The sequence below is a fragment of the Thermoanaerobacterium thermosaccharolyticum DSM 571 genome (assembly GCF_000145615.1).
GTDB lineage: Bacteria > Bacillota > Thermoanaerobacteria > Thermoanaerobacterales > Thermoanaerobacteraceae > Thermoanaerobacterium > Thermoanaerobacterium thermosaccharolyticum.
The window spans coordinates 1,424,606-1,449,395 of sequence record NC_014410.1; the positions used below are offsets into that span (position 1 = coordinate 1,424,606).

Annotated in this window: 30 protein-coding genes; all 30 read right to left on the reverse strand. The window is 31.6% G+C overall.

The features are described from left to right. Positions 1-2 precede the first annotated feature (2 nt). The 30 genes from TTHE_RS07025 to fliM all read right to left on the reverse strand — a co-directional run bounded on the left by TTHE_RS07025 (position 3) and on the right by fliM (position 24,786). Complete coding sequence (locus tag TTHE_RS07025; RefSeq protein WP_013297896.1) at positions 3-632, reverse strand: glycosyltransferase family 2 protein; 630 nt, start codon at positions 630-632, stop codon at positions 3-5. Continuing rightward, positions 629-1,693: a flavodoxin-dependent (E)-4-hydroxy-3-methylbut-2-enyl-diphosphate synthase gene (gene ispG, locus TTHE_RS07030; RefSeq protein WP_013297897.1), complete on the reverse strand. Its 1,065-nt coding sequence runs from the start codon at positions 1,691-1,693 to the stop codon at positions 629-631. The genes TTHE_RS07025 and ispG overlap by 4 nt, the downstream gene beginning before the upstream one ends. Positions 1,694-1,704: 11 nt before the next feature. Further along, positions 1,705-2,721 carry an RIP metalloprotease RseP gene (gene rseP / locus TTHE_RS07035; RefSeq protein ID WP_013297898.1) on the reverse strand — a complete coding sequence of 339 codons (1,017 nt, stop codon included), beginning with the start codon at positions 2,719-2,721 and terminating at the stop codon, positions 1,705-1,707. A 7-nt stretch (positions 2,722-2,728) separates the two neighbouring features. Next, positions 2,729-3,877 carry a 1-deoxy-D-xylulose-5-phosphate reductoisomerase gene (gene dxr, locus TTHE_RS07040; RefSeq protein WP_013297899.1) on the reverse strand — a complete coding sequence of 383 codons (1,149 nt, stop codon included), beginning with the start codon at positions 3,875-3,877 and terminating at the stop codon, positions 2,729-2,731. A 12-nt stretch (positions 3,878-3,889) separates the two neighbouring features. After that, on the reverse strand, positions 3,890-4,672 hold the full coding sequence (locus TTHE_RS07045; RefSeq protein ID WP_013297900.1) for a phosphatidate cytidylyltransferase: 783 nt from the start codon (positions 4,670-4,672) through the stop codon (positions 3,890-3,892). Positions 4,673-4,689: 17 nt separating this feature from the next. After that, on the reverse strand, positions 4,690-5,451 hold the full coding sequence (locus TTHE_RS07050) for an isoprenyl transferase (protein ID WP_013297901.1): 762 nt from the start codon (positions 5,449-5,451) through the stop codon (positions 4,690-4,692). A 47-nt stretch (positions 5,452-5,498) separates the two neighbouring features. Continuing rightward, entirely contained in the window at positions 5,499-5,675 is a 177-nt protein-coding gene (locus TTHE_RS14380; RefSeq protein WP_013297902.1) for a hypothetical protein, read from the reverse strand. Further along, positions 5,672-6,226 carry a ribosome recycling factor gene (gene frr / locus TTHE_RS07055; RefSeq protein ID WP_013297903.1) on the reverse strand — a complete coding sequence of 185 codons (555 nt, stop codon included), beginning with the start codon at positions 6,224-6,226 and terminating at the stop codon, positions 5,672-5,674. Before frr ends, TTHE_RS14380 begins: the two co-directional genes overlap by 4 nt. A 4-nt stretch (positions 6,227-6,230) precedes the next feature. Next, complete coding sequence (gene pyrH, locus TTHE_RS07060) at positions 6,231-6,941, reverse strand: UMP kinase (protein ID WP_013297904.1); 711 nt, start codon at positions 6,939-6,941, stop codon at positions 6,231-6,233. A gap of 102 nt (positions 6,942-7,043) precedes the next feature. Continuing rightward, positions 7,044-7,661: a translation elongation factor Ts gene (gene tsf, locus TTHE_RS07065; RefSeq protein ID WP_013297905.1), complete on the reverse strand. Its 618-nt coding sequence runs from the start codon at positions 7,659-7,661 to the stop codon at positions 7,044-7,046. A 63-nt stretch (positions 7,662-7,724) separates the two neighbouring features. Beyond that, on the reverse strand, positions 7,725-8,432 hold the full coding sequence (gene rpsB / locus TTHE_RS07070; RefSeq protein ID WP_013297906.1) for a 30S ribosomal protein S2: 708 nt from the start codon (positions 8,430-8,432) through the stop codon (positions 7,725-7,727). Between the two features lie 135 nt (positions 8,433-8,567). Continuing rightward, on the reverse strand, positions 8,568-8,840 hold the full coding sequence (locus TTHE_RS07075; RefSeq protein WP_013297907.1) for a hypothetical protein: 273 nt from the start codon (positions 8,838-8,840) through the stop codon (positions 8,568-8,570). A gap of 13 nt (positions 8,841-8,853) precedes the next feature. Beyond that, positions 8,854-10,218 (reverse strand): DUF342 domain-containing protein, encoded by a 1,365-nt coding sequence (locus tag TTHE_RS07080; protein WP_013297908.1) that lies wholly within the window; start codon positions 10,216-10,218, stop codon positions 8,854-8,856. 27 nt (positions 10,219-10,245) lie between these two features. Continuing rightward, positions 10,246-10,986, reverse strand: a complete 741-nt coding sequence (locus TTHE_RS07085) for a sigma-70 family RNA polymerase sigma factor (protein ID WP_013297909.1) — start codon at positions 10,984-10,986, stop codon at positions 10,246-10,248. A gap of 22 nt (positions 10,987-11,008) precedes the next feature. Further along, positions 11,009-11,497, reverse strand: a complete 489-nt coding sequence (locus TTHE_RS07090) for a chemotaxis protein CheD (protein ID WP_013297910.1) — start codon at positions 11,495-11,497, stop codon at positions 11,009-11,011. Beyond that, a complete protein-coding gene (locus TTHE_RS07095; RefSeq protein ID WP_013297911.1) occupies positions 11,490-12,104 on the reverse strand; it encodes a chemotaxis protein CheC in 615 nt (204 codons plus the stop codon). The genes TTHE_RS07090 and TTHE_RS07095 overlap by 8 nt, the downstream gene beginning before the upstream one ends. After that, positions 12,101-12,535 (reverse strand): chemotaxis protein CheW, encoded by a 435-nt coding sequence (locus TTHE_RS07100; protein WP_013297912.1) that lies wholly within the window; start codon positions 12,533-12,535, stop codon positions 12,101-12,103. The genes TTHE_RS07095 and TTHE_RS07100 overlap by 4 nt, the downstream gene beginning before the upstream one ends. Before the next feature lie 15 nt (positions 12,536-12,550). Next, a complete protein-coding gene (locus TTHE_RS07105; RefSeq protein ID WP_013297913.1) occupies positions 12,551-14,506 on the reverse strand; it encodes a chemotaxis protein CheA in 1,956 nt (651 codons plus the stop codon). Positions 14,507-14,527: 21 nt separating this feature from the next. Then, complete coding sequence (locus TTHE_RS07110) at positions 14,528-15,157, reverse strand: flagellar brake protein (protein WP_013297914.1); 630 nt, start codon at positions 15,155-15,157, stop codon at positions 14,528-14,530. After that, complete coding sequence (locus TTHE_RS07115) at positions 15,126-16,007, reverse strand: MinD/ParA family ATP-binding protein (RefSeq protein WP_013297915.1); 882 nt, start codon at positions 16,005-16,007, stop codon at positions 15,126-15,128. The genes TTHE_RS07110 and TTHE_RS07115 overlap by 32 nt, the downstream gene beginning before the upstream one ends. Position 16,008: 1 nt before the next feature. Continuing rightward, a complete protein-coding gene (locus tag TTHE_RS07120) occupies positions 16,009-17,022 on the reverse strand; it encodes a flagellar biosynthesis protein FlhF (protein WP_013297916.1) in 1,014 nt (337 codons plus the stop codon). Beyond that, a complete protein-coding gene (gene flhA / locus TTHE_RS07125) occupies positions 17,012-19,033 on the reverse strand; it encodes a flagellar biosynthesis protein FlhA (RefSeq protein WP_013297917.1) in 2,022 nt (673 codons plus the stop codon). The genes TTHE_RS07120 and flhA overlap by 11 nt, the downstream gene beginning before the upstream one ends. Before the next feature lie 10 nt (positions 19,034-19,043). Next, positions 19,044-20,117, reverse strand: a complete 1,074-nt coding sequence (flhB, locus tag TTHE_RS07130; protein WP_013297918.1) for a flagellar biosynthesis protein FlhB — start codon at positions 20,115-20,117, stop codon at positions 19,044-19,046. 6 nt (positions 20,118-20,123) lie between these two features. Further along, on the reverse strand, positions 20,124-20,906 hold the full coding sequence (fliR, locus tag TTHE_RS07135; RefSeq protein ID WP_013297919.1) for a flagellar biosynthetic protein FliR: 783 nt from the start codon (positions 20,904-20,906) through the stop codon (positions 20,124-20,126). 6 nt (positions 20,907-20,912) lie between these two features. After that, complete coding sequence (gene fliQ, locus TTHE_RS07140; protein WP_013297920.1) at positions 20,913-21,182, reverse strand: flagellar biosynthesis protein FliQ; 270 nt, start codon at positions 21,180-21,182, stop codon at positions 20,913-20,915. 11 nt (positions 21,183-21,193) lie between these two features. Beyond that, complete coding sequence (gene fliP, locus TTHE_RS07145; protein WP_013297921.1) at positions 21,194-21,943, reverse strand: flagellar type III secretion system pore protein FliP; 750 nt, start codon at positions 21,941-21,943, stop codon at positions 21,194-21,196. Then, positions 21,921-22,304 (reverse strand): flagellar biosynthetic protein FliO, encoded by a 384-nt coding sequence (locus TTHE_RS07150; protein ID WP_013297922.1) that lies wholly within the window; start codon positions 22,302-22,304, stop codon positions 21,921-21,923. Before TTHE_RS07150 ends, fliP begins: the two co-directional genes overlap by 23 nt. 9 nt (positions 22,305-22,313) lie before the next feature. Next, positions 22,314-22,673 (reverse strand): response regulator, encoded by a 360-nt coding sequence (locus TTHE_RS07155; protein ID WP_013297923.1) that lies wholly within the window; start codon positions 22,671-22,673, stop codon positions 22,314-22,316. Positions 22,674-22,691: 18 nt separating this feature from the next. Then, a complete protein-coding gene (fliY, locus tag TTHE_RS07160) occupies positions 22,692-23,804 on the reverse strand; it encodes a flagellar motor switch phosphatase FliY (protein WP_013297924.1) in 1,113 nt (370 codons plus the stop codon). Next, positions 23,797-24,786, reverse strand: a complete 990-nt coding sequence (fliM, locus tag TTHE_RS07165; protein WP_013297925.1) for a flagellar motor switch protein FliM — start codon at positions 24,784-24,786, stop codon at positions 23,797-23,799. The genes fliY and fliM overlap by 8 nt, the downstream gene beginning before the upstream one ends. Positions 24,787-24,790 lie beyond the last annotated feature (4 nt).

The following is a 24,790-nucleotide window of genomic DNA, read 5'->3' on the forward strand; positions in this document are numbered from 1 at the left end:
CCTTACATCCATACCTTTAAAATATCTTTGTACATCCTTAATCTGGCTCGAAAGCCCTTAATAAAACCTAATTTTTCTTCTTTCATAATATGAGTCATATTTTCCAATTGTACGTGTTGTACTCTTAGATTTTTCTCTTTAGCATATTTTGTCAGCGCAATTTCTATCCCATATTTTAAAATGTCTATATCTTTATCATTTATAAACTCTAAAAATAAATCCTTTTTTAAAGCTCTCTGCCCAGACAAAAAAGGTGCTATCTTTTGTGCTAAATCTGTTCTTTTTCTTCCAGAAGAAAATACACCCACTGTCATGTCACAATTATTTTCTAAGACTGGTTTCACTAATTTACTAAAATGATTTGGAGTGAAACCGACAAGATCGGCATCCAGCAGAACTAAAACATCTCCTTTAGCTATCTGTATTCCTCTTTTTACAGCTGCACCCTTTCCTAAGTTTTTATCGAAATTTACTAATTTGACATCAAAAAGCAACACTTCTTTTTCAGTGTTGTCTGTTGAACCATCATTTACCACAATTATTTCATCTATAATATTGATTTTTTTAAGTACGTTTAAGACATTTTTTATATTTTTCTCCTCATTATACGCAGGTATAATAACAGATATCATGATGATTTCTCCTTTAACATATCATATAGTTCTTTCATAAACTCATCAAAAAGCCTATCTTCCGGTACTTTTTTTAGCACTTTTCCGTGTTTAAAAATAAGACCTTCACCTGCCCCACCTGCTATTCCTATATCTGCTTCTTTCGCTTCTCCTGGACCATTAACTGCACACCCCATTACAGCTATTTTTATATCTTCTTTAATGCTGGCAGTCGCATTTTCAACCTTTTTTGCCAAATCAATTAAATTGATTTTTGTTCTTCCACAAGTTGGACACGATATGATTTCTACTCCGCCTTTTGATAATCCCAATGATTTTAATATTTGCTTACCTACTTTTACCTCTTCAAGCGGATTGCCAGTTAATGAAACTCTGATAGTATCTCCAATACCCATATACAACAATGTTCCTATGCCAATTGAAGATTTTATTGTTCCAGAACAACTTGTTCCAGCTTCTGTAACACCTACATGAAGCGGATAATTTACTTTCTCTGAAATTAGTTTATACGATTCTATTGTAAGTGGGACATTTGAGGTTTTTAAAGATATCACTATATCATAAAAGCCACACTTTTCTAATAAAGAGACACTTTTAAGAGCACTTTCTACAATTCCTTCTGCTGTTACGCCACCATATTTATTTAAAATATCTTTTTCCAAGGAACCAGAATTTACTCCTACTCTTATAGGAATACCACTATCTTTGGCAGCATCAGCGACTAATTTTAACTTGTCTTCACCTCCAATATTTCCTGGATTTATTCTAATTTTATCTGCTCCATTCTTTATTGCCTCAATTGCAAGCCTATAATTAAAGTGAATATCTGCCACAATAGGGATATTTATTTCCTTTTTTATTTCTTTAATTGCGTTTGCAGCTTCAAAATCAAGCACCGCTACACGAACAATATCGCAGCCAGCATTTTGCAAATCTCTAATTTGATTGACGGTTTTCTTTATATCTTTAGTGTCTGTATTTGTCATTGACTGTACGGCAATTGGATTGTTTCCTCCTATATATATGTTTCCGATCCTTACTTCTTTTGTTTTTTTTCTCATATAATCACCTTTTATTTAAAGATATTTATTCGAATCAAATCTCTGTATGTAGCAAACAGTATAAGCGCAATTAACAATATAAAGCCAATGTAGTGTACAAAGCCTTCTTTTTCAGGATCGACAGGTTTTCCTCTGATTTTTTCTATCAGCACGAATAAAATCCTACCACCATCCAGCGCGGGAAACGGCAGTAAATTTAATAGTCCTAGATTTACGCTTATAAGCGCAGTAAATGCCATTAAATTCAGTATACCAGACTTTGCCTCTGTACCAATTGCTTGAACTATACCAACAGGCCCCATTAAATCATTTGCAGAAACTTTACCAGTTATAAGCATGTACAAGGATAAAATTATCATTTTAGAGAAAAAGATTGCCTGCTTCGTGCCAGTACTAAAAGCTAAAAGTAGAGATCTTTTATATTGAGGAACAATTCCTATCATTGGCTTTGAAGCATTTTTATCATAAGTTGGTACAATACTTTTAGTTAAAATTACGTTATCTCTTTCTATCGTGAATTTTAGTTTAATTCCACTGTTTGAATTAATTATATTTTGCAGTGTATCCCAATCATTTATTTTTGTATTGTTTACCATTACTATTTTATCACCTGGTATAATGCCGGCTTTTTCTGCTGGATATCCACTAAGTACTGAGCCTACAATCGGAACTGGACTACCAACTATGTAGAAAACTATAACCAATAATATAAATGTCAATAATATATTCATTAAAGGCCCCGCTGCAAAAATTCCTAGCCTTGTGTACCATGGTTGATTAGTTACAGCTCTTTTGTCATTAGATGTTTCATCTTCACCTGCTAAAGCACAAAAACCACCAAAGAGCATTAACCTAAATGAGTATTCTGTTTCCCCGTATTTTTTTGAAAAGATCTTTGGTCCAAAGCCAACAGCAAATTCATTAACTTTTGTACCAGACAATTTTGCAACTATAAAATGTCCAAACTCGTGGATCGTAACTAAAATGCTCAATACAATTACACTTACAACAACATAAAAAAATATCACTTATCTATCACCTCATATACTCACTCTTAATTTTCTCCCTTATTTCTCTATCTACTTCTATTATATCATTTAATTCTGGATTAATGATGTTTTTATGATTATTCATATATTTTTCTATTATATAAGGAATGTCATTGAAAGAAATTATTTTTTTTAAAAACAATTGAACTGCAACCTCATCTGCGGTATTTAATACAGTTGTCATTGTTCCACCTTCTTTTAATGCGTCGTACGCCAGTTGGAGGCATCTAAAAGTTTTAATGTCTGGCTTTTCAAAGGATAACTTTCCAATTTTTGTTACATCAAGATAAGAGACACCGTCTATATATTTTCTGTTGGGAAAATTAAGTGCGTATTGAATCGGTATTCTCATATCCGGAGTTGCCATTTCTGCAATAATACTACCATCTATAAATTCCACCATAGAATGAATTATGCTTTCTTTGTGAACGACAACTTCAATTTTATCTATGGGCATGTCAAAAAGCCATTTAGCCTCTATAACTTCAAATCCTTTATTCATTAGTGTAGCAGAATCAATGGTAATTTTTTTTCCCATTTTCCAATTTGGATGCTTTAAGGCTTCCTCAACAGTAACGCATTTTAATTCATCCACCGTTTTGCCTCTAAATGGTCCTCCCGAAGCAGTTATTATCAATCTATTTACAAATTCTTTTTTTCCTGATTGAATGCACTGATATATTGCATTATGCTCACTGTCGACAGGCAGTATATTTACATTTTTCTCATTTGCCAGTCTTTTAATTATGTGCCCACCTGTAACTAAGCATTCTTTACTCGCAAGTGCGATGTCATGTCCCGCTTCAATTGCTTTTATAGTGGGTATAAGAGCTGCAATGCCTTCAATCGCTATAACAACCATTTGGATATTTGGAAGAGAAGCTACTTTATTTATTCCTTCCTCACCCGAAATTATTTCCGTTCTTGTGTTTATCATTTTCTTCAATGATAAAGCTTTGTCATTGTCTTTCACAGCGACGAATTCCGGTTTAAATTCTTCAATCTGCTCTTTCATCAGCTCTATATTATTATAACATGTTAATCCAATAACTCGAAATTCGTTTGACTTTCTTACTACATCAAGAGTTTGTGTGCCAATAGAACCTGTAGAACCCAATATAACTATATTTTTCATGTTATGCTCCTTTCATTTGTAAACATACGTAAAAAAGATATAAATATATGGAGATACAAATAAAATGCTATCAAATCTATCTAAAATACCGCCATGACCAGGGATGATTTTGCTAAAATCTTTTGTGTTGCAGTTTCGCTTTACTAATGAAGCAAAAAGATCACCTATCTGAGCCACTAGACTTCCGGTAATGCTTAAAGCAATTATGTAAAAAATATTTATCTGCAATTTTTCTTTAAATAGATATGCAAAAATAATGCAACCTATCAACGAACCTATTATACCGCCTATAGAACCTTCAAAAGTTTTATTTGGACTTATAGTAGGACATAATTTACTTCTACCCATATGCTTTCCTACAAAATATGCGAATGTATCAGTTAACCATGATATGATAAATATAAGCCACACTAACAAGTACCCATTATTAATATCTCTTATTTTCCCAATATAAGAAAAGAAAATGATATAGATAACACCTGCCATTGTGATTGAAGTATCTTTTAAATTATATTTTCTCTGTAGTATTGGCACAGTAAAAATGATTATAGCTATCAATACAATGACATCCATAGTATAGTAAGAATATCCTAAAATATAAAAAAATAAAATTGTTATATACCCTATATAATTTATTGGTTTTATATCGATATTTTTAAAAACAGTATAAAATTCATTTAATCCCATAAGGCTTACTGCTGCCAAAAATAACCTTAAATACCATCCTCCTGCTATTAATGCTGCAAAAACCAAAGGAAGGCCAATTATTGCACTTGATATCCTTTTTTTTAACATAAATTCAACTCCTTAATTTATATACCGCCAAAACGTCTGTTTCGCTTCTGATAATCTATAATAGCTTCTAAGAGGTGATTTTTATCAAAATCAGGCCATAAAATATCAGAAAACCATAATTCTGAATATGCAGATTGCCATAACATAAAATTGCTTATTCTCAATTCACCACTAGGCCTTATAATTAAATCGGGATCAGGCTGTCCTGCTGTATACAAGTTATCAGCAATAATTTGTTCATCTATATCATTTAATTTTATTTTGCCATCTAACAATGATTTGCCTATCTTTTTAACAGCATTGACTATTTCATTTCTTCCACCATAGTTTAAGGCAATGTTTAAAGTAAGTCCTTTATTATTTTTTGTTATTTCTTCTGATTCTTTAATCTTGATTTTACATTTCTCAGGTATTTTTGACAGGTCACCAATAAAATTTAATTTTACATCATTTTCATTCAATTCATTTATTTCACGTCCTAAATATTCTATCAGCAGGTCCATTAATCCATTTACCTCTTCTGCAGGTCTTTTCCAATTTTCCGTTGAAAATGCATACAATGTCAGATACTTAATGCCAATTTCACATGATGCTCTAACTACTCTTTTTACTGCCTCCATACCAGCTCTATGACCAAGTGTCCTTATAAATCCTCTTTTTTTTGCCCATCTGCCATTGCCATCCATTATAATTGCTACGTGTTTTGGGATATTGTTCATATCTAATTTTTTCCCCATCTCGTGAGCAGTATTTTTCTTTCGATTTATAATAAAGCTCATTAATTTTCCTCCTTATAATATGGGCAATACCCCCTCATGTGAGGGGGTTAAAATTCAGCTACTATAACCGTTAATGTGCCATCTTTAAATTCAGTTTTAATAACGCGCTTTTGATATCCTTTATAGTGTTTTATAGGTTCACTTATTTCTATTTCATATTTAATGTTGTTCTTATCTAAAATTTGTTTAACAGTCTCAATATCATAGCCAATGATATCAATCAAAATTCCATTATCTCCTTCTCTTTTTGCTCTAAAATTTTATCTATCTCTTTTATATATTTATCAGTAAGTTTTTGTACACTTTCTTCACTTTTCAATTTTTCATCTTCAGATATTTCACCATTTTTATCCATTTTCTTTATAATATCATTGGCATCTCTTCTAATTTGTCTCACTGCGACTCTTGCTTCTTCACCTTTTTTATGCACAAGTTTTACAAGTTCTTTTCTTCTTTCTTCCGTAAGATCAGGGAAAACTAATCTAATTATTTTTCCGTCGGATGTAGGATTTATATTCAAATCGGATTTTTGAATAGCTTTTTCTATTTCTGATATTTTTGATGTGTCCCATGGCTGTATGATTATTACTTTCGGTTCTGGTGCCGTAATTGTTGCTAACTTGTTTATTGGTGTCATTGTACCATAGTAATCAATTGATATTCTATCTAGAAGTGCAGGGTTTGCTCTACCAGCCCTTATAGACATTAACTCATTTTTTAAGACTGCGATTGATTTTTTCATTTTTTCTTCAGTATTTTTTAATAAATCATCCATTAGACTATCCCTCCTTAACAATAGTACCTATTTTTTGACCCATTATTACATTTTTTATATTGCCTGGTACAGTTAAATTAAAAACAATAATTGGTATATTGTTGTCCATGCATAGAGAAGTTGCGGTTGAATCCATCACACCAAGTCCTTTGTTCAGTACATCAAGATATGTTAATTTATCAAATTTTATTGCATCTTTAAACTTCATAGGATCTTTGTCATAAACACCATCTACTTTTTTTGCAAGAAGAATTACTTCTGCATCTATTTCAGCAGCTCTTAAAGAGGCTGTCGTATCTGTAGAGAAGAAAGGATTACCTGTGCCTGCCGCAAAGATCACAACTCTCCCCTTTTCAAGATGCCTAATAGCTCTTCTTCTAATGTAAGGTTCGGCTATTTGTCTCATTTCGATCGCTGTCTGTACCCTTGTTTCTACACCCCTTCGTTCTAATGCATCTTGCAGTGCGAGTGAGTTGATAACCGTAGCAAGCATGCCCATATGATCAGCGGTAGTTCTATCCATCCCTATACCTTCTCTACCTCTCCAAATATTACCACCTCCAATCACAATGCCAATTTGAATTCCCATTTCTTTGACTTCTTTTATTTGATCAGCAATTAAATTAACAGTTTCAAAATCGATTCCATAACCTGCACTACCAGATAAAGCTTCTCCAGATATTTTTAATATTACTCGTTTGTATTTTACAGACATTAGAACACCTCATTTTATTATTCTATAGAAATATTAAAAATCCTTCACAAATCTATTAAAAATAGGACACAACCGTGTCCTATTTTGGTTGCCTATTTAATTTTATTCTTCCTCTTGAGGATTTTCAATACCTTCTCCTCTTTCAAATCTAACAAATCTTCTGATTATTATATTTTCACCAAGTTTAGCAATTAATTCGTTTAATAAATCTTTTACCGTTTTGCTGTCGTCTCTTATATACAATTGTTCTAATAGACAATTTTCTTTGTAGAATTTTTCCAGACGTCCTTCAATAATTTTGTCAATGACTTGTGCTGGCTTACCTTCATTTAGTGATTGTGCTTTTAAAATTTCCCTTTCTTTTTCAATGACTTCTTGTGGTACATCTTCCCTTTTTATGTATTGTGGATTCGCTGCAGCGATTTGCATGCATATTTCTTTTACAAAAGACTTGAAATCCTCTGTGTTTGCAACAAAATCTGTTTCACAATTAACTTCTACAAGAACACCAATTCTGCCTCCACCATGAATATATGATTCGACTAGTCCTTCATTTGCCGTTCTACCAGCTTTTTTTGCAGCTGCCGCTAATCCTCTTTCACGCAATAAATCAATAGCTTTTTCAATATCTCCATTAGAATCAGTAAGCGCCATTTTACAATCCATCATACCTGCTCCAGTACGCTCTCTAAGCTCTTTAACCTGTTGTGCAGAAATCATTTTTAAACCTCCATCCTTATATAATTTATGGTAAGGACAAGAAAATTCCTTACCACACTAAAATTATTCTTCAACAGCAGTTAATTGTTCACCTTGTTTAGCTTCAATTACAGCGTCAGCTATCTTTGAAGCTATCAATTTTACAGCACGAATTGCATCATCATTTCCTGGTATTGGGTAATCTACTTCTTCAGGATCACAATTTGTATCAACGATGGCTACTATAGGAATATCGAGATTTTTAGCTTCTGCAATAGCGATTGCTTCTTTTTTAGGATCCACAACAAACAATACTGATGGAATTCCGTTCATATTTTCTATTCCACCGAGGTATTTTTCTAGTTTTTCTTTTTCCTTTTTGAGTTTGATAACTTCCTTTTTAGGCAATACATCAAAAGTGCCATCTTCTTCCATACGTTTTAATTCTTTTAATCTCTCAACTCTGCTTCTAATCGTCTTGTAGTTGGTTAGCATTCCACCAAGCCATCTTTGATTGACATAATACATTCCACATCTTTCGGCTTCTTCTTTTACTGAATCCTGAGCCTGCTTTTTGGTACCTACAAATAAGACCGTACCATTGTTTGAAACAACTTCCTTAATAAAATCGTAAGCTTCCTCAATCTTTTTTACCGTTTTTTGAAGGTCTATTATATATATCCCATTTCTTTCGGTAAAGATATACGGAGCCATTTTAGGATTCCATCTTCTTGTCTGATGGCCGAAATGCACACCTGCTTCTAATAATTGTTTCATTGATATTACCGACATGTTTTCACCTCCTGGTTATTCCTCCGTTCAAATCATCTCATAAAACGACCCTTTAGGCACCAGTTTTAAGATCCTTGAACGTGCGTTATCCACAAATTAATATATTATATTATGATATAATTGTCAATATATATTTTATATTTTAATATCCATATGACCTAACAAAAATTTTTTTCTGCCCTTAGATAAGTTATCATCAACCACTTCATTTTTATCTTTCTTTATATATGGTTTATCTGATTCATTAATCTTATTTGTTCTACTCTTTTTTATCTCATTTTCATTATTTATCATTTCCATAAATTGTCCAATAAATACATCAGGTCTTTGTATTTCAACTTGTTTTATATTACTTATATCTACCATTTTAGGTATTGCGACTTGTAAATCTATCGGATTTACTGACATTCATCTTCCCCCTTTACCCTATAGGTAAAATATCTATATCTGCACCATTTCTCATAAATGTAACATATTTAACAGGGTCTTTTATCTTTCTTGATACATCATCAATCGTTATTTTAGTTCCGGGATAAACTGTATCATGTACTTTAATTATACCATACGATTCTTTATTTTCATCTGAATTTAATTCTTTATATTCATCATACAAAAGTCTGTTTTCATTTTCTAATTGCAATAATGATTTTAATGTCTTCTCGTAAATAGCTTTTTTGTCTTCCGGTATACCTATTTTATTAAGATATAATATTATTTTGTTTAATCCGTCGATAGATTTTTCATTTTCTGCAATTTTATTAATTATTTCTTCTTTTCTTTTTCTTTTTTCAGGAGATTCGCCGACTATCAACTCTGTCTGGACATACATCTTTGAACCAACGTTAATTGCTTCGATTTCTCTTGCCGCAATTACGACACTGCCTACAATCAAACCTTTGCTACCAATCAATTTAACAGAACTATTGCTTTTGACATTACTATACATTATCGCTTCGCTAACAACATCACCTTCAGCTGTTATATCACAGTTTTGCAAATATTTTGAAACAATTTTTCCACCTGAAATTATTTTTGCTTTTCCACTTCCTTGTACACCTCTATGAATTATAATGTTGCCTTTTGCTATTATGGTAGATCTTTCAACAACACCATATATTTCTATATCTCCATCACTTTCAATTTTATAACCTGAACTTATATTATTGTAAATTTTTATGCTTGCAAAAGTTCTAATATTTCCAGTTGAGGCATTAACGTCTTTCAATTCAATCAAAGGATTCACATTTACTTTTTGATCTTTTTTAAAAATGTGCCCATCAATAGAGGAAAAAAGACAATCATCTTTTATGTACGTGTTTTTACCTAATGGTAATTTTGCATCTTTTCCTTTATTTGCTTTAACTATTTCGCCAAATATGTTCATTCCATCAATGCCATCTTCAGGTTCTATTTTTTTGGCTATGATCTCATCCTTTTTGATGCTTTTAAAAATCTGCAGCTCTTTGTAATCGACTCTTCCATCATCAAGTACTTTTGGTTCAAAGTTATTATCAAAGTCAATTAAGAATTCCACGTGGCCATCTTTCCCACTTACAGGCTTTTTCCCATGTGCTATTAAATATCGTTCTTTTAGATTGGGGGATTCACATATTTTTTTAATCGTACTTTCAATTATTCCAAAAGTGATATTGTGTGATTTTAATAAATCTAAAAGACTATTTTCATCTAAGACAATTCCATCATTTGAAATATTCTCTACTAATAAATAAGCCGCCATCTTATCAGATGTTATTTCTAGTTTACAAGAATATTTTAAATCACTCACTTAAATGCCCCCCAATTTTTTAGAAAATTATATCAAATCATTTAACTTTTCTTTTAATTTTTTTATTGCCTTAGAATGAATCTGTGATATTCGTGATTCTGTCAAGCCCATTATTTTACTGATTTCCTTGTAGTTTAAATCTTCATAATAGTATAATGAAATTATTAATCTTTCTTTTTCTTGTAGCATATCTATGGCTTTCGCAATATTTTGTTTTAAATCGTACATCAAAACCTCATTTTCTGGATTTGTAATCTCACTCTCTGTTATTGAAGAAATTTTTAGATTGTTTTCAATTACTTCATCCAGAGAACTTATATATCCAGCATTCATATAGCTTAACGTTTTTAAAACATCATTTTTTGATAACTTTGTTGCATCCATAATTTCTTCGATTGTTGGCTCTCTTTTGTATTCCTGTTCTAATCGCTCTATTGTTTTTTCAATGCTTTTATATCTCTTTTTTAGGCTTCTTGGTATCCAGTCTTTTTTCCTAAGATAATCTATTATTTCTCCTTTTATTCTTATTGATGCATATGTTTCAAATTTTACTCCTTTTGATATGTCATATTTATTGACTGCATCAATTAAGCCAATCATACCTTGGCTAATAAGGTCATCTACATCTTCTTTGCTTATTTCTGATAAACAAATTCTTTTTACTATGTGCTTTACAAGTGGCATATATTTTATAATTATGTCTTCTTTCGAACTACCATCTTTTAGTTTTTCATACTTATCCCATAAATCTTGTTCGAGTAGTGACATCTTTATACATTCCTTTCCTACCCTAAATAAATTTTATTCCATGTCCAATCGTTTTAATTAACAATTTCCCATTTTCTGAATCGAATTCAATGGTTCTACCATAGTTTCCACCTGTGTCCTCGGATATTAATGGTATATTCAAAGAAGCTAAAACATCTTTAGTGGCAATTACGTTGCGGGTACCTATATTCATGATATCTAAATTTGCTTTAGTCGCAAACATTTGTGCACCACCTGCAATTTTGCTGACTATATATCTTTTTTCAGCACCTGCTTCTATCATCATATCTATCAGTGCACTGATTCCTGTATCAGCGAATTTTAATTTGTTTGAATTGTTTTTACTTAGGGTGCTGTATGGCAGCATAATATGTACAAGTCCCGATATTTTAGTCATTTTATCATAGAGAACAATCCCCACGCATGATCCGAGACCGACAGTTATCAATTTGCCTGGGCATTTAGCAATTTTTGCGTCAGCCATGCCTACTCGAAAAGTAAAATTATCCATCTAATTCAACTCCAAGTGCATTAAGTATTTTATCGAAAGATTCTATATCTGGTATAAGAAAGAAGTCACCTTTGATTAGTTTGCTGCCTTCAAAAAACTCTGTTTCAATAAATAAAATTTTGTCTGATAATTCACTGAATTTTATTGCGGGCACACTCAATATGGCACCAGCCATATCAATGCTTATTGCTGGCGGTGATATCTTCATATCTAAGTTTGTTAATGTAGATAGTGATGAAACATAGCTTCCTGCCATTATATTCCCTATCTCTTGTAATGCAGATTTCTCAATATCACTAAATTCTTCTCCTACGTTGACACCCATCAAATATTCTATCAAGTAAGAAGCACTTTCAATATCAAGAGAAAATAAAATATTTCCTTTCACACTACCTTCGAGATCAAAATATATGCCAACAATGATTGCATCAGCCAATCCAAATATATTTTGAACTTCATTAAAATCCATTAATTTAACTGATGGTATTTTCATATCTATTTTTTTCCCTATAATTGAAGCTAAAGCAGTTATCGCGTTCCCTGAGCCTATATTACCAAGTTCTTTAAGTATGTCGATACATGTTTCATTAAGTTTATCTATATTCATAGCTTCACTTCCTGCTGAGTAGTCAGTTTGTCTATATCAAATAGCATTAATATCCTATTGCCAATTTTGCCTATTTTGCCGATAAAACTTTCTTTTTTGTACAAATTGCTGTTTACATCTATTGAATCTATATTATCATCATGAATTTCTACAACTTCATTTGCATTATCTACAATGATTCCAATGACAATATCATTGTTTTTTATTATTACGATTCTTGTATCATCATCAAATTCAACTTCGCATAATTTCAACAACATTCTAAGAGAAATTACTGGTATTATTTCACCTCTTAAGTTAATGACACCTTTTACGAAAGAAGGCGCCTTTGGAACCCTTGTTATTTTCGTAACTTTCTCAATAGATTGCACTTTGTCTATTTCTATTCCATATTCTTCACTTCCTAATCTTGTTACGACAAACATGCTCATGCTCAACGCCTCCTTTTAAAATAAATTATTTGAATCTATGATAAGTGCAACTTGTCCATCACCAAGTATCGTTGCACCGGCAATTATTTTTACATTGCTTAAATATTTACCCAATGGCTTTATTACTATTTCCTGCTGTCCAATAAGTTCATCAACACTACATGCTGCAAGATTATCACCTTTTTTTATTATTACGCAGATAAAATTATCACTGTCTTCATTTGACTTCAGATCGAGAATATTGTGCAATCTTATAAGAGGGATGACCTTACCTCTGTACATAACTACTTCTTTACCCTGCACTAAATGTATTTCATTTTTATTCTTGTTTACAATCTCTGATATTGAGTTTAATGGAAAAGCATATTTTTCGTTGCCTACCATGACTAACAAAGCTTGAATTATTGCTAAAGTTAATGGCAGTTTTATTATAAATTTTGTGCCTTTGTCTACTTCTGTTTTAACTTCAATAGATCCATTCAAAGATTCTATTTTATTTTTTACTACATCTAGTCCAACACCTCTGCCTGAAATATCAGATATCGTATCAGATGTGCTAAATCCAGGTTCGAAAAGCAACTTTATCAATTTTTCATTTGATAGTTCTTCAACTTCATCAGCAGATAGCATTCCTTTTTCATAAGCTTTATTTTTTACTTTTTCAAAGTTAATGCCAGAACCATCATCACTCACTTCGATTATTACATTATTGCCTTCATGATATGCTTTGAGATTAATAACACCTGTCTCAGGCTTGCCTTTTTTTACACGGACTTCTGGTGTTTCTATTCCGTGATCTATAGAATTCCTCATTAAATGTACAAGTGGATCACCTATTTCATCAATTACGGTACGATCAACTTCTGTATCCTGGCCATACATATTAAGCGTAATTTTTTTATTTAATTCCCTAGATAAATCTCTGACCATGCGTGGAAAACGGTTAAACACTCTTTCAACTGGAACCATTCTGACTTTCATTACCGCATCATGAAGGTTTGTCGTTATTCTTTCTAAATACTCAATCGTTGAAATCGTATCGGGATTTTTTTCGTTAGATTCAATGCCTTCAAGACGCGTTTTAATTATAATCAACTCACTGACAAGGTTCATTAAATTGTCTAATCTCTCAATATCAACTCTAACGCTTTTATTAGTCTTACTATGTTTTATTTGATCATTTGAGCCTAGATTTGTTGGTCCGAATTTCTTATTATCTTTAATTTCCTTTGAATACAACAATTCCTCTATATTTATATTTTTTATTTCTGAAATCGACATTAGCTTAGATTTTATAACATCTTTTTCATGTTTGCTGATTAAATGAACTGTAAATCTATCATCAAACTTTTCATCCTCTATATCTTCCACTGAAGGTGTAGAATCGACAATATCTCCTAGATTATCTAAAGTATTAAAAACAATAAAAGCTCTTGCCGACTTCATTACACAATTTTTATCTATGACCACTTCTATGCTGTAAGTTTTATAGCCTTGAGATGCAGCCTTTTCTATTATGTCTTTTTCATATACATTTATATTGTTGCTGTCAAGAGATTTCGAATTTTCAATATTCGTCGCTGCTACTTCTTCTTTCGAATTATTTGTTTCTAATAATTCAATCAAATTTTCAATGTCATATGAATCGTTTCCACTTTCAGATATAATTCCTGTCATTGAACTTAATGCATCCATGCATTTAAATAATACATCCATGAGGTTGCTGGTAACTTTTATAGAATTGCTTCTTATTTCTTGCAAAACATCTTCCATTTTGTGTGTCAATCTAGTCATGTTTTCAAAGCCCATAGTAGCAGCCATTCCTTTAAGTGTATGAGCAGATCTAAATATTTCATCAATAATATGTGAATCCTCTGGATTTTTTTCAAGTTGAAGAAGATTTTCATTTAAACTCTCAATATGTTCTTCAGATTCTTCCAAAAATATCTCTAAGTATTGATTTGTATCCATTTCTTTTCCTCCTTTTCGTTTTTATAAATTTATTTGTCGCCTTTTTAATTTTCTTTGCTCTTTAAAAATAAATGATATTATCTTTTCTCTCAATCTATCTTCTATATCGGCATATTGTACAGCTATTTCATACCCATCTTCAAAAAAATTACATCTGATAACTTTACACTTTTGTGCGATTTCTTCAAACTCATCGTCTAAATTTAAAAAACAAATTATTTCAGTTCCCACTTCTAATTTTTTCTTAACTTTTGCCCGAAAACCTCCTCCACTTATATCTTTTATGACTCCCTTTTCCATTATTTCACTGTCGTCAGATTTCTTATATTTAAATTCCATTATCTTCTCTAATCTAAAGAATTGCCTTCTTTGCAACTTCTCAATATCAGTTATTCTTTTTAATTGTATAAATGAAATATTACCTAAAAATCTATTTATTACAATGCCATCAAATGTATATATACCGTTTTTATTAAAAAAAGTAATGTTCAATTTTGCGCCGATCCTTACTGGAACAAAGTGTCCATTGTGCATTGGAGCCTCAATCAATAGAGTACCATCAGCCGAGATATCATCAATTTTCGATGTATATTTGTTATTACTTTTGCCTATACTTATTTCAATCTTTTGCCCTGGTTTTATGTTCTCCATTGTAAATACCTCCGCTATTTAAAAGCATTTTTTTAAATATTCCAAGAAGACCTTCTTTCTTTTTAGTGCTTTTATGATTTGTGAGGTTTTCTGCAATTCTTGTGATATCTTTTGAAGGCTTGCTTGATTGGTACTTCAAAATTATAGGATTTTGCGCTTTTATGCACTCACTTATCCTCGCATCCTCATGAATGTATCCTAAATCGTTAATTGTAGTACCTAAAAAGTTTATCAGTGCATTATTTAATCTTTCATAAACAGATACATATTCGCTTTGATTTGTAACTTTATTAACTATTAAATATAGATTTTTATCGCTTAATTCTTGTATTGATTTTATTAAAATATAAGCATCCATTATGGCAGTCGGTTCCGGCGTAGTAACAACAACTACATCGTCTGACATATCGATAAAACTTTTAACTGTTTTATTGATTCCCGCACCAGTATCGACAATTACATAATCAAAGTAATTATCAAGGATATTGATATTGTTGAAAAAAACATTCAAATCAATATCGCCATTTATAAGGTCAAAGTTTCCACCCGTTGATATAAATTTTACTCCAATTGGACCATCATTAATAACATCTATTATTTTTTTGTTACCATATAATACATCGTATAAAGTAAATTTAGATATAACACCTAATTCTATCTCTGCATTTGAAAAACCTATGTCTGCATCAATAATTAACACATTATATCCAAGCTTTCTCAATGCTATAGACAAATTAACTGATATACAAGTTTTACCTGTCCCACCTTTGCCACCGGTTACAGTTATTACTCTACATCTTTTCATATTGTTCTGTTGGAATAAATATCTTAGCCTCTCAGCTTGATCCATGTTAATTCCCCTTCAAAATATTTTGTGCTATCATTTTGCTATCAGCTAAGCAAATATCATCAGGAACTATCTGTCCTGTTGTTACATATGATATAGGCTTTTTCGAATAATATATTGAATTTAAAATGACACTGTAATTGTCTGTTTCATCTAATTTTGTAAAAAGCAAATTGTAGTCATTGATAAAATCATACGACTTAATAATTTTTTTAGCATCACTGTTTTTCGTTGTTGCACTTAAGCACAAATATATATCATCATAAGAACCATACTGTAAAAAAGTCTTCAGTTCTTGCATTTTTCTAGAATCCGTATGACTTCTTCCTGCAGTATCAATCAACACTATATCATAATTGCTTATTTCACTTTCCAATCTATTTAAATCAAAAATGTTGTTAACTACCTTTACTGGCACTCCTAAAATTTCACCATATATCTTTAGCTGTTCAGCACCTGCGATTCTAAAAATGTCTGCAGTTATCAGCAATACATTTTTCTTTTCCCTTAATATTAAGTGAGAAGCTATTTTTGCAATAGTCGTCGTTTTACCTACACCTGTAGGACCGATAAAAACAACACGTTTTTTTTCATTTAAGCAGTTTATCTTTTTTGGCGGTCCAATAAAGTTAACGATTCTCTTTTGCAATATCTTTATATTGTCGTCGGTTATTTCGCTTATTCCTTCGGTTAAGATTTTAGTTAAATCTTCATCAACACCTATGTAAATTAACTTATCTCTTAAATCCTTTTTGTCATCTTCTCTATTTTCACTTTTTTTAAATTCTCTTAAAAGAGATTTAATTTCATACAAATCTTTATAAAAGATATCTCTTTCATCAATTTTATTTTCTTCAACTGCTGCCAGTACTTCAACTTTCTTCTTTTTGAATAACCCTTTAAGTCCCTTTTCTTTATAACTATTTTGTTGTAGAATAATAGCATCACTGCCCATTTCAGTTTTTATCATTCTTAAAGCATCCTGATAATTATCCGCTATATAGCGCTTAACTTTCACTTAATTTCACCGTCCCTACAGAAAATACCTCTATATTTGGTAAAAGCTCGTTATAAGATAAAACGACTATATCTTTCGATATCTGTTCAACCAACTTTCTTAAATAAAATCTAATAATTGGTGCAGTCAGTATAATAGGCTGTTCTCCTTTAATTGTCAGTTTTTTCATGATGTTGTGAATTGCTTTTAATATTTTTTGCATTGCATCAGGTGAAAGAGCCAAATACGAACCATGGTCTGTCTGGTTAATTGCATTTTGAATGGATTTCTCAATTTCTGGATCTAGTGTTATAACTTGAAGCTTTCCATCCTTCGCATATTTGTTTGTAATAGCTCTTTTTAATGATTGCCTTACATACTCTGTTAAAACGTCTGTATCTTTTGTACTTGGTGCATAATCAGCAAGTGTTTCCAATATAGTAACCATATCCCGTATTGAAATTTCTTCACGTAACAAATTACACAATACTTTTTCAATATCACCCAAACTCAACAATTTCGGCACAATCTCATCAACAAGTGCTGGATTTGTCAATCTTATGTTATCCAGCAATTCTTTAACTTCTTGTCTTCCCAAAAGCTCATCGGAATATTTTTTGATTACACTAGTCAAATGCGTTGATATTACAGATGGAACATCTACAACTGTACATCCCAGCATTTCGGCTTTTGATTTTTCACTGTCATCAATCCATAATGCCGGCAGCCCAAATGCAGGTTCTCTAGTGCTGATGCCTTTTATATCACTATTCATTTCGCCTACTTGCATGCATAGGTATTTATTTACGTATACATTACCTCTTCCAACTTCATTACCTCTAATTTTTATTATGTATTCATTTGGTTTAAGTTGAATATTATCTCTCAATCTCACCATAGGCACAACCAAGCCTAAATCTAATGCTATTTGTCTTCTAATCATTACGATTCTGTCCAATAACTCGTTGCTTGCTATAGGAATCAATTCATATCCAAATTCCAGTTCAATAGGATCAACTTGCAAAAGATCGTATGCGCGTTTTGGATCTCTAATTTCCTCCAATTCCTTTAAATCTTCGTTTTTGACTCGCTCGCTTTCTGTATTTTTCTTTCTATTAGAAAATCCTAAATATGTAAATAAAGAACCAATGATAAGCAACGGAATAGCGGGAAGCATAGGTATAAATGCCATTAAAATAAGCAATACACCTGTAATTTGCAGCACTCTCGGTTCTCTCAAAAGCTGTTTTATCACATCGTTGCCCATATTTGTTTCCGATGCTGTTCTTGTTACTATAATGCCGGTGGCTGTTGATATAAGTAAAGCAGGTATTTGACTAACTAGTCCATCACCAACTGTTAAAATTGTATATGTATTTATTGCTTGATTTATGTCCATCCCTTTCATAGTCATTCCTATGATTAAACCAGCTATTATATTTATAATCATTATTACAATTCCAACAATTGCATCGCCTTTTACAAATTTACTTGCACCATCCATTGAGCCAAAAAATTTAGCTTCTTCTTGAATCTTTCTTCTTCTTTCTTTTGCTTCCTTATCATTTATAATTCCTGCATTTAAATCAGCATCAATCGACATTTGCTTACCTGGCATTGCATCTAATGTAAATCTTGCTGAAACTTCAGATACTCTTTCGGCTCCTTTTGTTATGACAATAAATTGAACAATTGCTATAATTATAAACACTAAAAAACCAACTATAGGATTATTGCCAATAACGAAACTGCCAAAAGCATGTATCACATTTCCTGCAAATCCAGACGTTAAAATTAGCCTTGTAGAGGAAATATTCAGGGATAATCTCATCAAAGTCGTTATAAGCAATATAGAGGGAAATATAGAAAAATCCATTGCATCTTTAACATACATTGTCGTAAGCAATATAATTATTGACAGCGAAATATTTAAGATCAGCAAAAAGTCTAATAAAATTGATGGTACTGGAATGATTATAATTAACACAATCCCTACGACAAACATTGCTGCAATTAAATCTGAAAATTTCAAAATATCCCTCCTACTCACCTCTTAAGCTGTAAACATATGCCAAAACTTCTGCTACTGCCTTATATAATTCAGGCGGTATGCTGTCTCCAATATCAGTCGTTTTGTACAATGATTGAGCAAGTGGCTTATTTTCTACAATAGCAATCGAATATTTAATTGCTTCTTCTTTTATTCTCTGAGCGATATAGTCTTGGCCTTTCGCAACAACTACAGGAGCATCATTAATTTCATTGTCATACATTAAAGCAACAGCTATATGGGTTGGATTTGTAATAACAACATCCGCTTTTTTAATGTTTTGTATCATTCTCCTCATAGAAATTTGTCTTTGTTTCTTTTTAATTTCTGATTTTATTTGAGGATTGCCTTCAGTCTCTTTAAATTCTTCTTTTATGTCTTCCTTGCTCATTCTCAAATTTGATTCGTAATCTCTCCACTGGAATATATAATCAACAACACCAAGAACTATTAATACTATAAAAATTCTCAATAATATACCGCCAAATATATTTAAGCTGTACTTAATAAGATCCTGAACTGACATATCTAATAGCTGAGGTATACCTTTATACTGCCCTATTAAAAATGAGTACATAACATAACCTAATATTCCTATCTTTACAACCGCTTTTAAAAGCTCAAGTATGGTTCTTCTCGAAAACATTCGTTTAATGCCTTCTAATGGATTTAGTCTTTCTAACTTTATATTTAATGATTCCGAAGTGAATACAAATCCAACCTGTGCATATGTCGATACTAGTGCAACTAAAAAGACAGTTGCAACTGTAGGCAGTATCAATTTCAGAAAAACAGGTAAAATAATCTCAAACAATTTATATATTCCATTAACTGTAAATGTATTGTCGCTAGCGCCTCCATAATTTAGAAATAAGTATTTGATAAGATTCATAATCTCTTCAATGCTATTTTGCACAGTGAAATATATAACCAAAAATCCAGCTATTGTTATTATTGCTGAAGTCACTTCCCTGCTCTGAAAGACTTGTCCTTTTTTTCTCGCATCTTGTCTTCTTTTAGGTGTTGCTGGTTCTGTCTTTTCACCGGCGAAAAGTTGTAACCTCAATCTGCGTCATCCTTTTACCATAGATTTTAAAAGCAAATATATATCAGAGTACATCCCGTTGAATAAAACATCTATGATTGCTAAATACATTGGCAACATTATAAATAATGTGAATATGCCGATAAATATTTTAATAGGCATGCCAATCATAAATACATTTAGCTGTGGAATCGTTCTTGAAATTATGCTTAATGTTATATCAGTAAGCAATGTTGAAAGAACGATTGGTGCACTGATTCTGAAACCTAGCACAAACATATCTGATACAATCTTCGTAAAAACAACATTGATACTTTCTGAATGCAAAAATGCGGTACCAACAGGTATCAAACTATAGCTCTGAAACAGTATTACAAACAATTTGTGATGTCCGTTTATCAGTAGGAATAATAGCAGCGTAAGTATGTATACAAAATTTCCAACCAAAGGCACCTGTGTCTCTTCACCTGCAGCAAGAACATTGACAATGCTAAAACCCAATTGATAATCTATTATTTGTCCAGCCAAATAAATAGCACTAAATGAAACCATGGAAGCTAGGCCAATCAATAAACCAACCAAAAACTCATTAAACACAATTACAACGTACTGATATAAATTATTTGCATCGATGTTTACCTTCACTAAATCAAACATAATTATCGATGTAAAGAAAGCAAGGCCAATTTTAAACATCGAAGGCAACGATCTTGTTCCAAACAGTGGTGTCAGTATAAAAATACCAAGCATTCGCACAAACACTATTAAGAAGTATTGTACATTGTTTAAAATGTAATAACTCAGTTCCATTTTTATCTACTTAATAAAATTATTAATGTTCAATATTAATTTTTGTGTATAATTAATTAATATTGTTAGCATCCATGGCCCAAACAATATTATAGAAGCAAAAATAGCTAAAATCTTCGGTACAAATGTCAAAGTCTGCTCCTGAATCTGTGTTGTCGCTTGAAATATACTTATAATGAGTCCTATCAATAGAGATACAATTAAAAGCGGCGCTGATACAATCATTGTTACCATTAATGCTTCCCTTCCAATATCAAGAACTACTCCAGGATCCATTATTATCCTCCTTATCTAAAACCTATTACCAATGATTTGGCTAATATATTCCAGCCATCTACTAAAATAAACAGTAAAAGTTTAAATGGCAAAGAAATAAGTACAGGCGGTAACATAAACATTCCCATGGACATTAATACACTGGCAACAACCATGTCTATAATCAAAAATGGTATGTATATAATAAAACCAATCTCAAATGCCGTCTTAAGCTCACTAATAATAAACGAAGGAATAACAACTCTTAATGGTATGTCATTCACACTTTTTACTTTAATTTTAGCCAGATTTATAAATAAATTCAAATCATTTTTTCTGGTCTGTTTTAACATAAAATTTTTTAAAGGATCTCTTGCTTTGACATATGCTACTTGTGGGGTTATTTTCCCTTGCATATAGGGTTGTATTGAATCATTGTTTATTTGCACACCAACAGGTGCCATTATAAAAAACGTCAAAAATAAGGACAATCCAATTAAAACTTGATTAGGTGGCATTTGCTGTAAACCCAAAGCATTCCTCAAAAATGATAAGACAACAATAATTCTTGTAAAAGAAGTCATCATTATGAGTATTGAAGGTGCTAAAGTTAATACAGTTAAAAGAAGAACTATCTGAATACTCGATGTTATGTCATTCGGACCTGATGGTGCATTTATTGTAATCAGTGGCGAAGCAGAACTCGATGCTGCATATGTAACTTTAGTCAACAGAATTAATGAAATTAGCACAACCCCACTAATTTTTTTTATATGTATCATGTTCATTACCACCTAGATTTCTCATTGATAATTTCTTTAAATTATTTAATGAAATATTTAAACTTTGCTTGAAACTGCTGTTTTTATCCTTCATCTTAACATCATCAGCAGTTAAAGTCTTTATATATACAATAGAATTATTTGTAACACTAAATAGCAAGTATTCATTGCAAACTTTGATTATATATAAATTTTTATCTTTGCCCAAGTTCAGATGATCAATAATGTCAAAATTATTTCCTTTATATATATTCAAAGCCTTTTTATTGATAAATGCTGTTACATAATAAGCCAAAAAAACTACGAATACAAATATTAAAAGAAATGTAACGGCTTGAAAAACCACGCTATCGCTAGACATCAAAATTCCTCATTTCAACATTTTTTTGACAGCTTCAATTACTCTGTCAGGTTGAAATGGCTTTACTATAAAATCTTTAGCACCTGCCTGTATTGCTTCAATAACCATAGCCTGTTGTCCCATGGCCGAGCACATAACTATCTTAGCATTAGGATCTTTTTTTACTATTTGTCTTACTGCTTGGATGCCATCCATTTCTGGCATTGTAATGTCCATCAATACCAGATCCGGTTTTTCTTGATTGTACTTTTCTACGGCTACTGAACCATCTTCAGCTTCTATAACACTGCCGAGATTATTTTTTGTGATTATATCCTTTATCATCATTCTCATGAAAGCTGCGTCATCTACTATCATAATTTTGCTCATAATCAATTCCTCCTTAAATTATAATGAATTAATTCTTTTGCTTTGCTTTACAATATCTAATATTCTCACGCCAAAGTTTTCATCAATAACAACAACCTCTCCCTTAGCAATAAATTTCCCATTAACTAATATATCTACAGGTTCACCTGCCAATTTATCAAGCTCTATTATTGAACCTTCATTAAGTTCAAGTATATCTTTAATCAATTTTTTTGTCCTGCCTAATTCTACAGTAACATTTAAAGGGATATCCATAATTAAATTTATATTTTCCTTTTCTGCCGTTGTAGGTTCATCTTCATCGTCAAACTCTCTAAAGATAACAGGTTTTACATCAACTTTTTCAGCTTTATGCTTAACTGTTGATTTAACTTCATCGCTAAATTCATTATTTATTCCTTTAGTACCAGTTTTTATTATATCATCATCTTGTACACCTTGAAAAGATTCCTTAGGAGAATTTTCTACATTTTTAGACATAACTTGCTCAACAAGTCGTTTTGCAAATGCAATTGGAATCAACTGCATAATTTCGCTGTCTATTATTTCTCCAACGACCATTTTAAATGCAATCTTTACTACATAACCATCTGGAAAAGAAATATTTTCGGGTAGGCCTTTATTAAAGTCTACAACAAATGCCCTTGGAGGTGATATATTGATGCTTTCACCAATTAAAGTTGATAATGAAGTAGATGCAGATCCTATCATTTGGTTCATAGCTTCACCAATTGCACTTAGATGCAATTCTGTTATTTCACCTTCGGTAACATTTCCATCGCCACCCATCATTAAATCAGTAATACGAAGTACATCTTGTTCCTTTAATATTAAGAGATTGTTGCCTTTAATTCCCTCTGTATATTCTACTTCAACACCTACATATGGTATATTAAATTCCTTCTTTAGATTTTCCCAGTTAATTATGCTTACTTTCGGTGTCGTAATAGTCACTTTATTTCTCAAAAGGGTGAACAAAGTTGTTGCAGAAGTCCCAAAACTAATATTCCCTATCTCTCCTAAAACATCTTGTTCTTCTTCAGTTAGTGTCACATCACTGCTATTATTATCGTTGTTAGTCATCCCGCTCAATAATGCATTAATTTCATCTTGTGATAATATATCACTCATCAGCATCATCTCCTTCGCTGCAAATCTCAGTTATCTGAACGCAATATTTCTTATTTTTAATACCTGGAACACCTAAAAACTTTGTTTCATCGTTTATTTTTATTTCAATTGGATCTTTGTATTTTTTATTTATTTCTAGAATATCACCTTTATTAAAGTTCAATAAATCCCTTACCGTTATCTTTGACATGCCAATAACAGCCTTTAAAGGAATGTATGTATTGCTTATTTTATCTTTTATAATTCCAATATCACACGACTGCTTCTCCGCGTTTGAAAACCAAGTTTTAGTTGTAAGGAGCGGTAATATTGGAACAATTGTTATATGTGGCAGACAAAAATTTATCAGTCCTTCATTATCGTTTATTTTTAAAGACATTGTACATAAAGCAATAGTTTCATTAGGAGAGATAATCTGAGAAAATTGTGAATTTGTCTCTATTCTTGTTATTTCAGGATTAAGTTCTATTACATTAATCCAAGCATCTTTAATCAAGGGTAAAAGTTGTGTTGTAATTCTGCTTAAAAGTCCCATTTCAATTTCTGTGTAATCTCTCTCTACAGTATCAGCAGTTCCAATCCCACCTAATATTTTATCAATTATAGTAAAAGTAGTATTATTGTTAAATTCAAGTATAATTGGCCCATCTAAAGGTTTTGCATCAATTACTGCAATAAAAACAGGATTAGTCAGTGAATTGCTAAACTCGTAATATGTTATTTGCTCAACTGATACTATTGAAACTTGAACAAGCGTTCTTAAATATCCTGATAAAAATGTTGTAAAACTTCTTGACATGTTTTCAAAAATCATTTGGAGAGTTCTCAATTGTTCCTTTGAAAATTTGTTCGGTCTTCTGAAATCATATGGTTTAATTCTCGTCTCCTGCTGACTTTCCTTAATCTCCTTAATATCAAACTCACCGGAATTCATTGCTTTTAATAATTCATCAATCTCATTCTGCGATAATATGTCCGCCATGAGA

Excerpts from the sequence above, each read along its gene's own strand:
- fliP (WP_013297921.1), bottom strand. The coding sequence starts at position 21,943 with ATGATACATATAAAAAAAATTAGTGGGGTTGTGCTAATTTCATTAATT.
- TTHE_RS07115 (WP_013297915.1), bottom strand. The coding sequence starts at position 16,007 with ATGGATCAAGCTGAGAGGCTAAGATATTTATTCCAACAGAACAATATG.
- fliR (WP_013297919.1), bottom strand. The coding sequence starts at position 20,906 with ATGGAACTGAGTTATTACATTTTAAACAATGTACAATACTTCTTAATA.
- ispG (WP_013297897.1), bottom strand. The coding sequence starts at position 1,693 with ATGAGAAAAAAAACAAAAGAAGTAAGGATCGGAAACATATATATAGGA.
- TTHE_RS07025 (WP_013297896.1), bottom strand. The coding sequence starts at position 632 with ATGATATCTGTTATTATACCTGCGTATAATGAGGAGAAAAATATAAAA.
- TTHE_RS07045 (WP_013297900.1), bottom strand. The coding sequence starts at position 4,672 with ATGTTAAAAAAAAGGATATCAAGTGCAATAATTGGCCTTCCTTTGGTT.
- TTHE_RS07155 (WP_013297923.1), bottom strand. The coding sequence starts at position 22,673 with ATGAGCAAAATTATGATAGTAGATGACGCAGCTTTCATGAGAATGATG.
- tsf (WP_013297905.1), bottom strand. The coding sequence starts at position 7,661 with ATGATTTCTGCACAACAGGTTAAAGAGCTTAGAGAGCGTACTGGAGCA.
- fliM (WP_013297925.1), bottom strand. The coding sequence starts at position 24,786 with ATGGCGGACATATTATCGCAGAATGAGATTGATGAATTATTAAAAGCA.
- TTHE_RS07090 (WP_013297910.1), bottom strand. The coding sequence starts at position 11,497 with ATGGATAATTTTACTTTTCGAGTAGGCATGGCTGACGCAAAAATTGCT.
- TTHE_RS07100 (WP_013297912.1), bottom strand. The coding sequence starts at position 12,535 with ATGAGCATGTTTGTCGTAACAAGATTAGGAAGTGAAGAATATGGAATA.
- TTHE_RS07095 (WP_013297911.1), bottom strand. The coding sequence starts at position 12,104 with ATGAATATAGATAAACTTAATGAAACATGTATCGACATACTTAAAGAA.
- TTHE_RS07150 (WP_013297922.1), bottom strand. The coding sequence starts at position 22,304 with ATGTCTAGCGATAGCGTGGTTTTTCAAGCCGTTACATTTCTTTTAATA.
- rpsB (WP_013297906.1), bottom strand. The coding sequence starts at position 8,432 with ATGTCGGTAATATCAATGAAACAATTATTAGAAGCAGGTGTGCATTTC.
- TTHE_RS07050 (WP_013297901.1), bottom strand. The coding sequence starts at position 5,451 with ATGAGCTTTATTATAAATCGAAAGAAAAATACTGCTCACGAGATGGGG.
- dxr (WP_013297899.1), bottom strand. The coding sequence starts at position 3,877 with ATGAAAAATATAGTTATATTGGGTTCTACAGGTTCTATTGGCACACAA.
- TTHE_RS07075 (WP_013297907.1), bottom strand. The coding sequence starts at position 8,840 with ATGTCAGTAAATCCGATAGATTTACAAGTCGCAATACCTAAAATGGTA.
- fliQ (WP_013297920.1), bottom strand. The coding sequence starts at position 21,182 with ATGGATCCTGGAGTAGTTCTTGATATTGGAAGGGAAGCATTAATGGTA.
- fliY (WP_013297924.1), bottom strand. The coding sequence starts at position 23,804 with ATGAGTGATATATTATCACAAGATGAAATTAATGCATTATTGAGCGGG.
- pyrH (WP_013297904.1), bottom strand. The coding sequence starts at position 6,941 with ATGTCTGTAAAATACAAACGAGTAATATTAAAAATATCTGGAGAAGCT.
- frr (WP_013297903.1), bottom strand. The coding sequence starts at position 6,226 with ATGGATGATTTATTAAAAAATACTGAAGAAAAAATGAAAAAATCAATC.
- TTHE_RS07085 (WP_013297909.1), bottom strand. The coding sequence starts at position 10,986 with ATGTCACTACTCGAACAAGATTTATGGGATAAGTATGAAAAACTAAAA.
- TTHE_RS07105 (WP_013297913.1), bottom strand. The coding sequence starts at position 14,506 with ATGGATACAAATCAATACTTAGAGATATTTTTGGAAGAATCTGAAGAA.
- TTHE_RS07110 (WP_013297914.1), bottom strand. The coding sequence starts at position 15,157 with ATGGAGAACATAAAACCAGGGCAAAAGATTGAAATAAGTATAGGCAAA.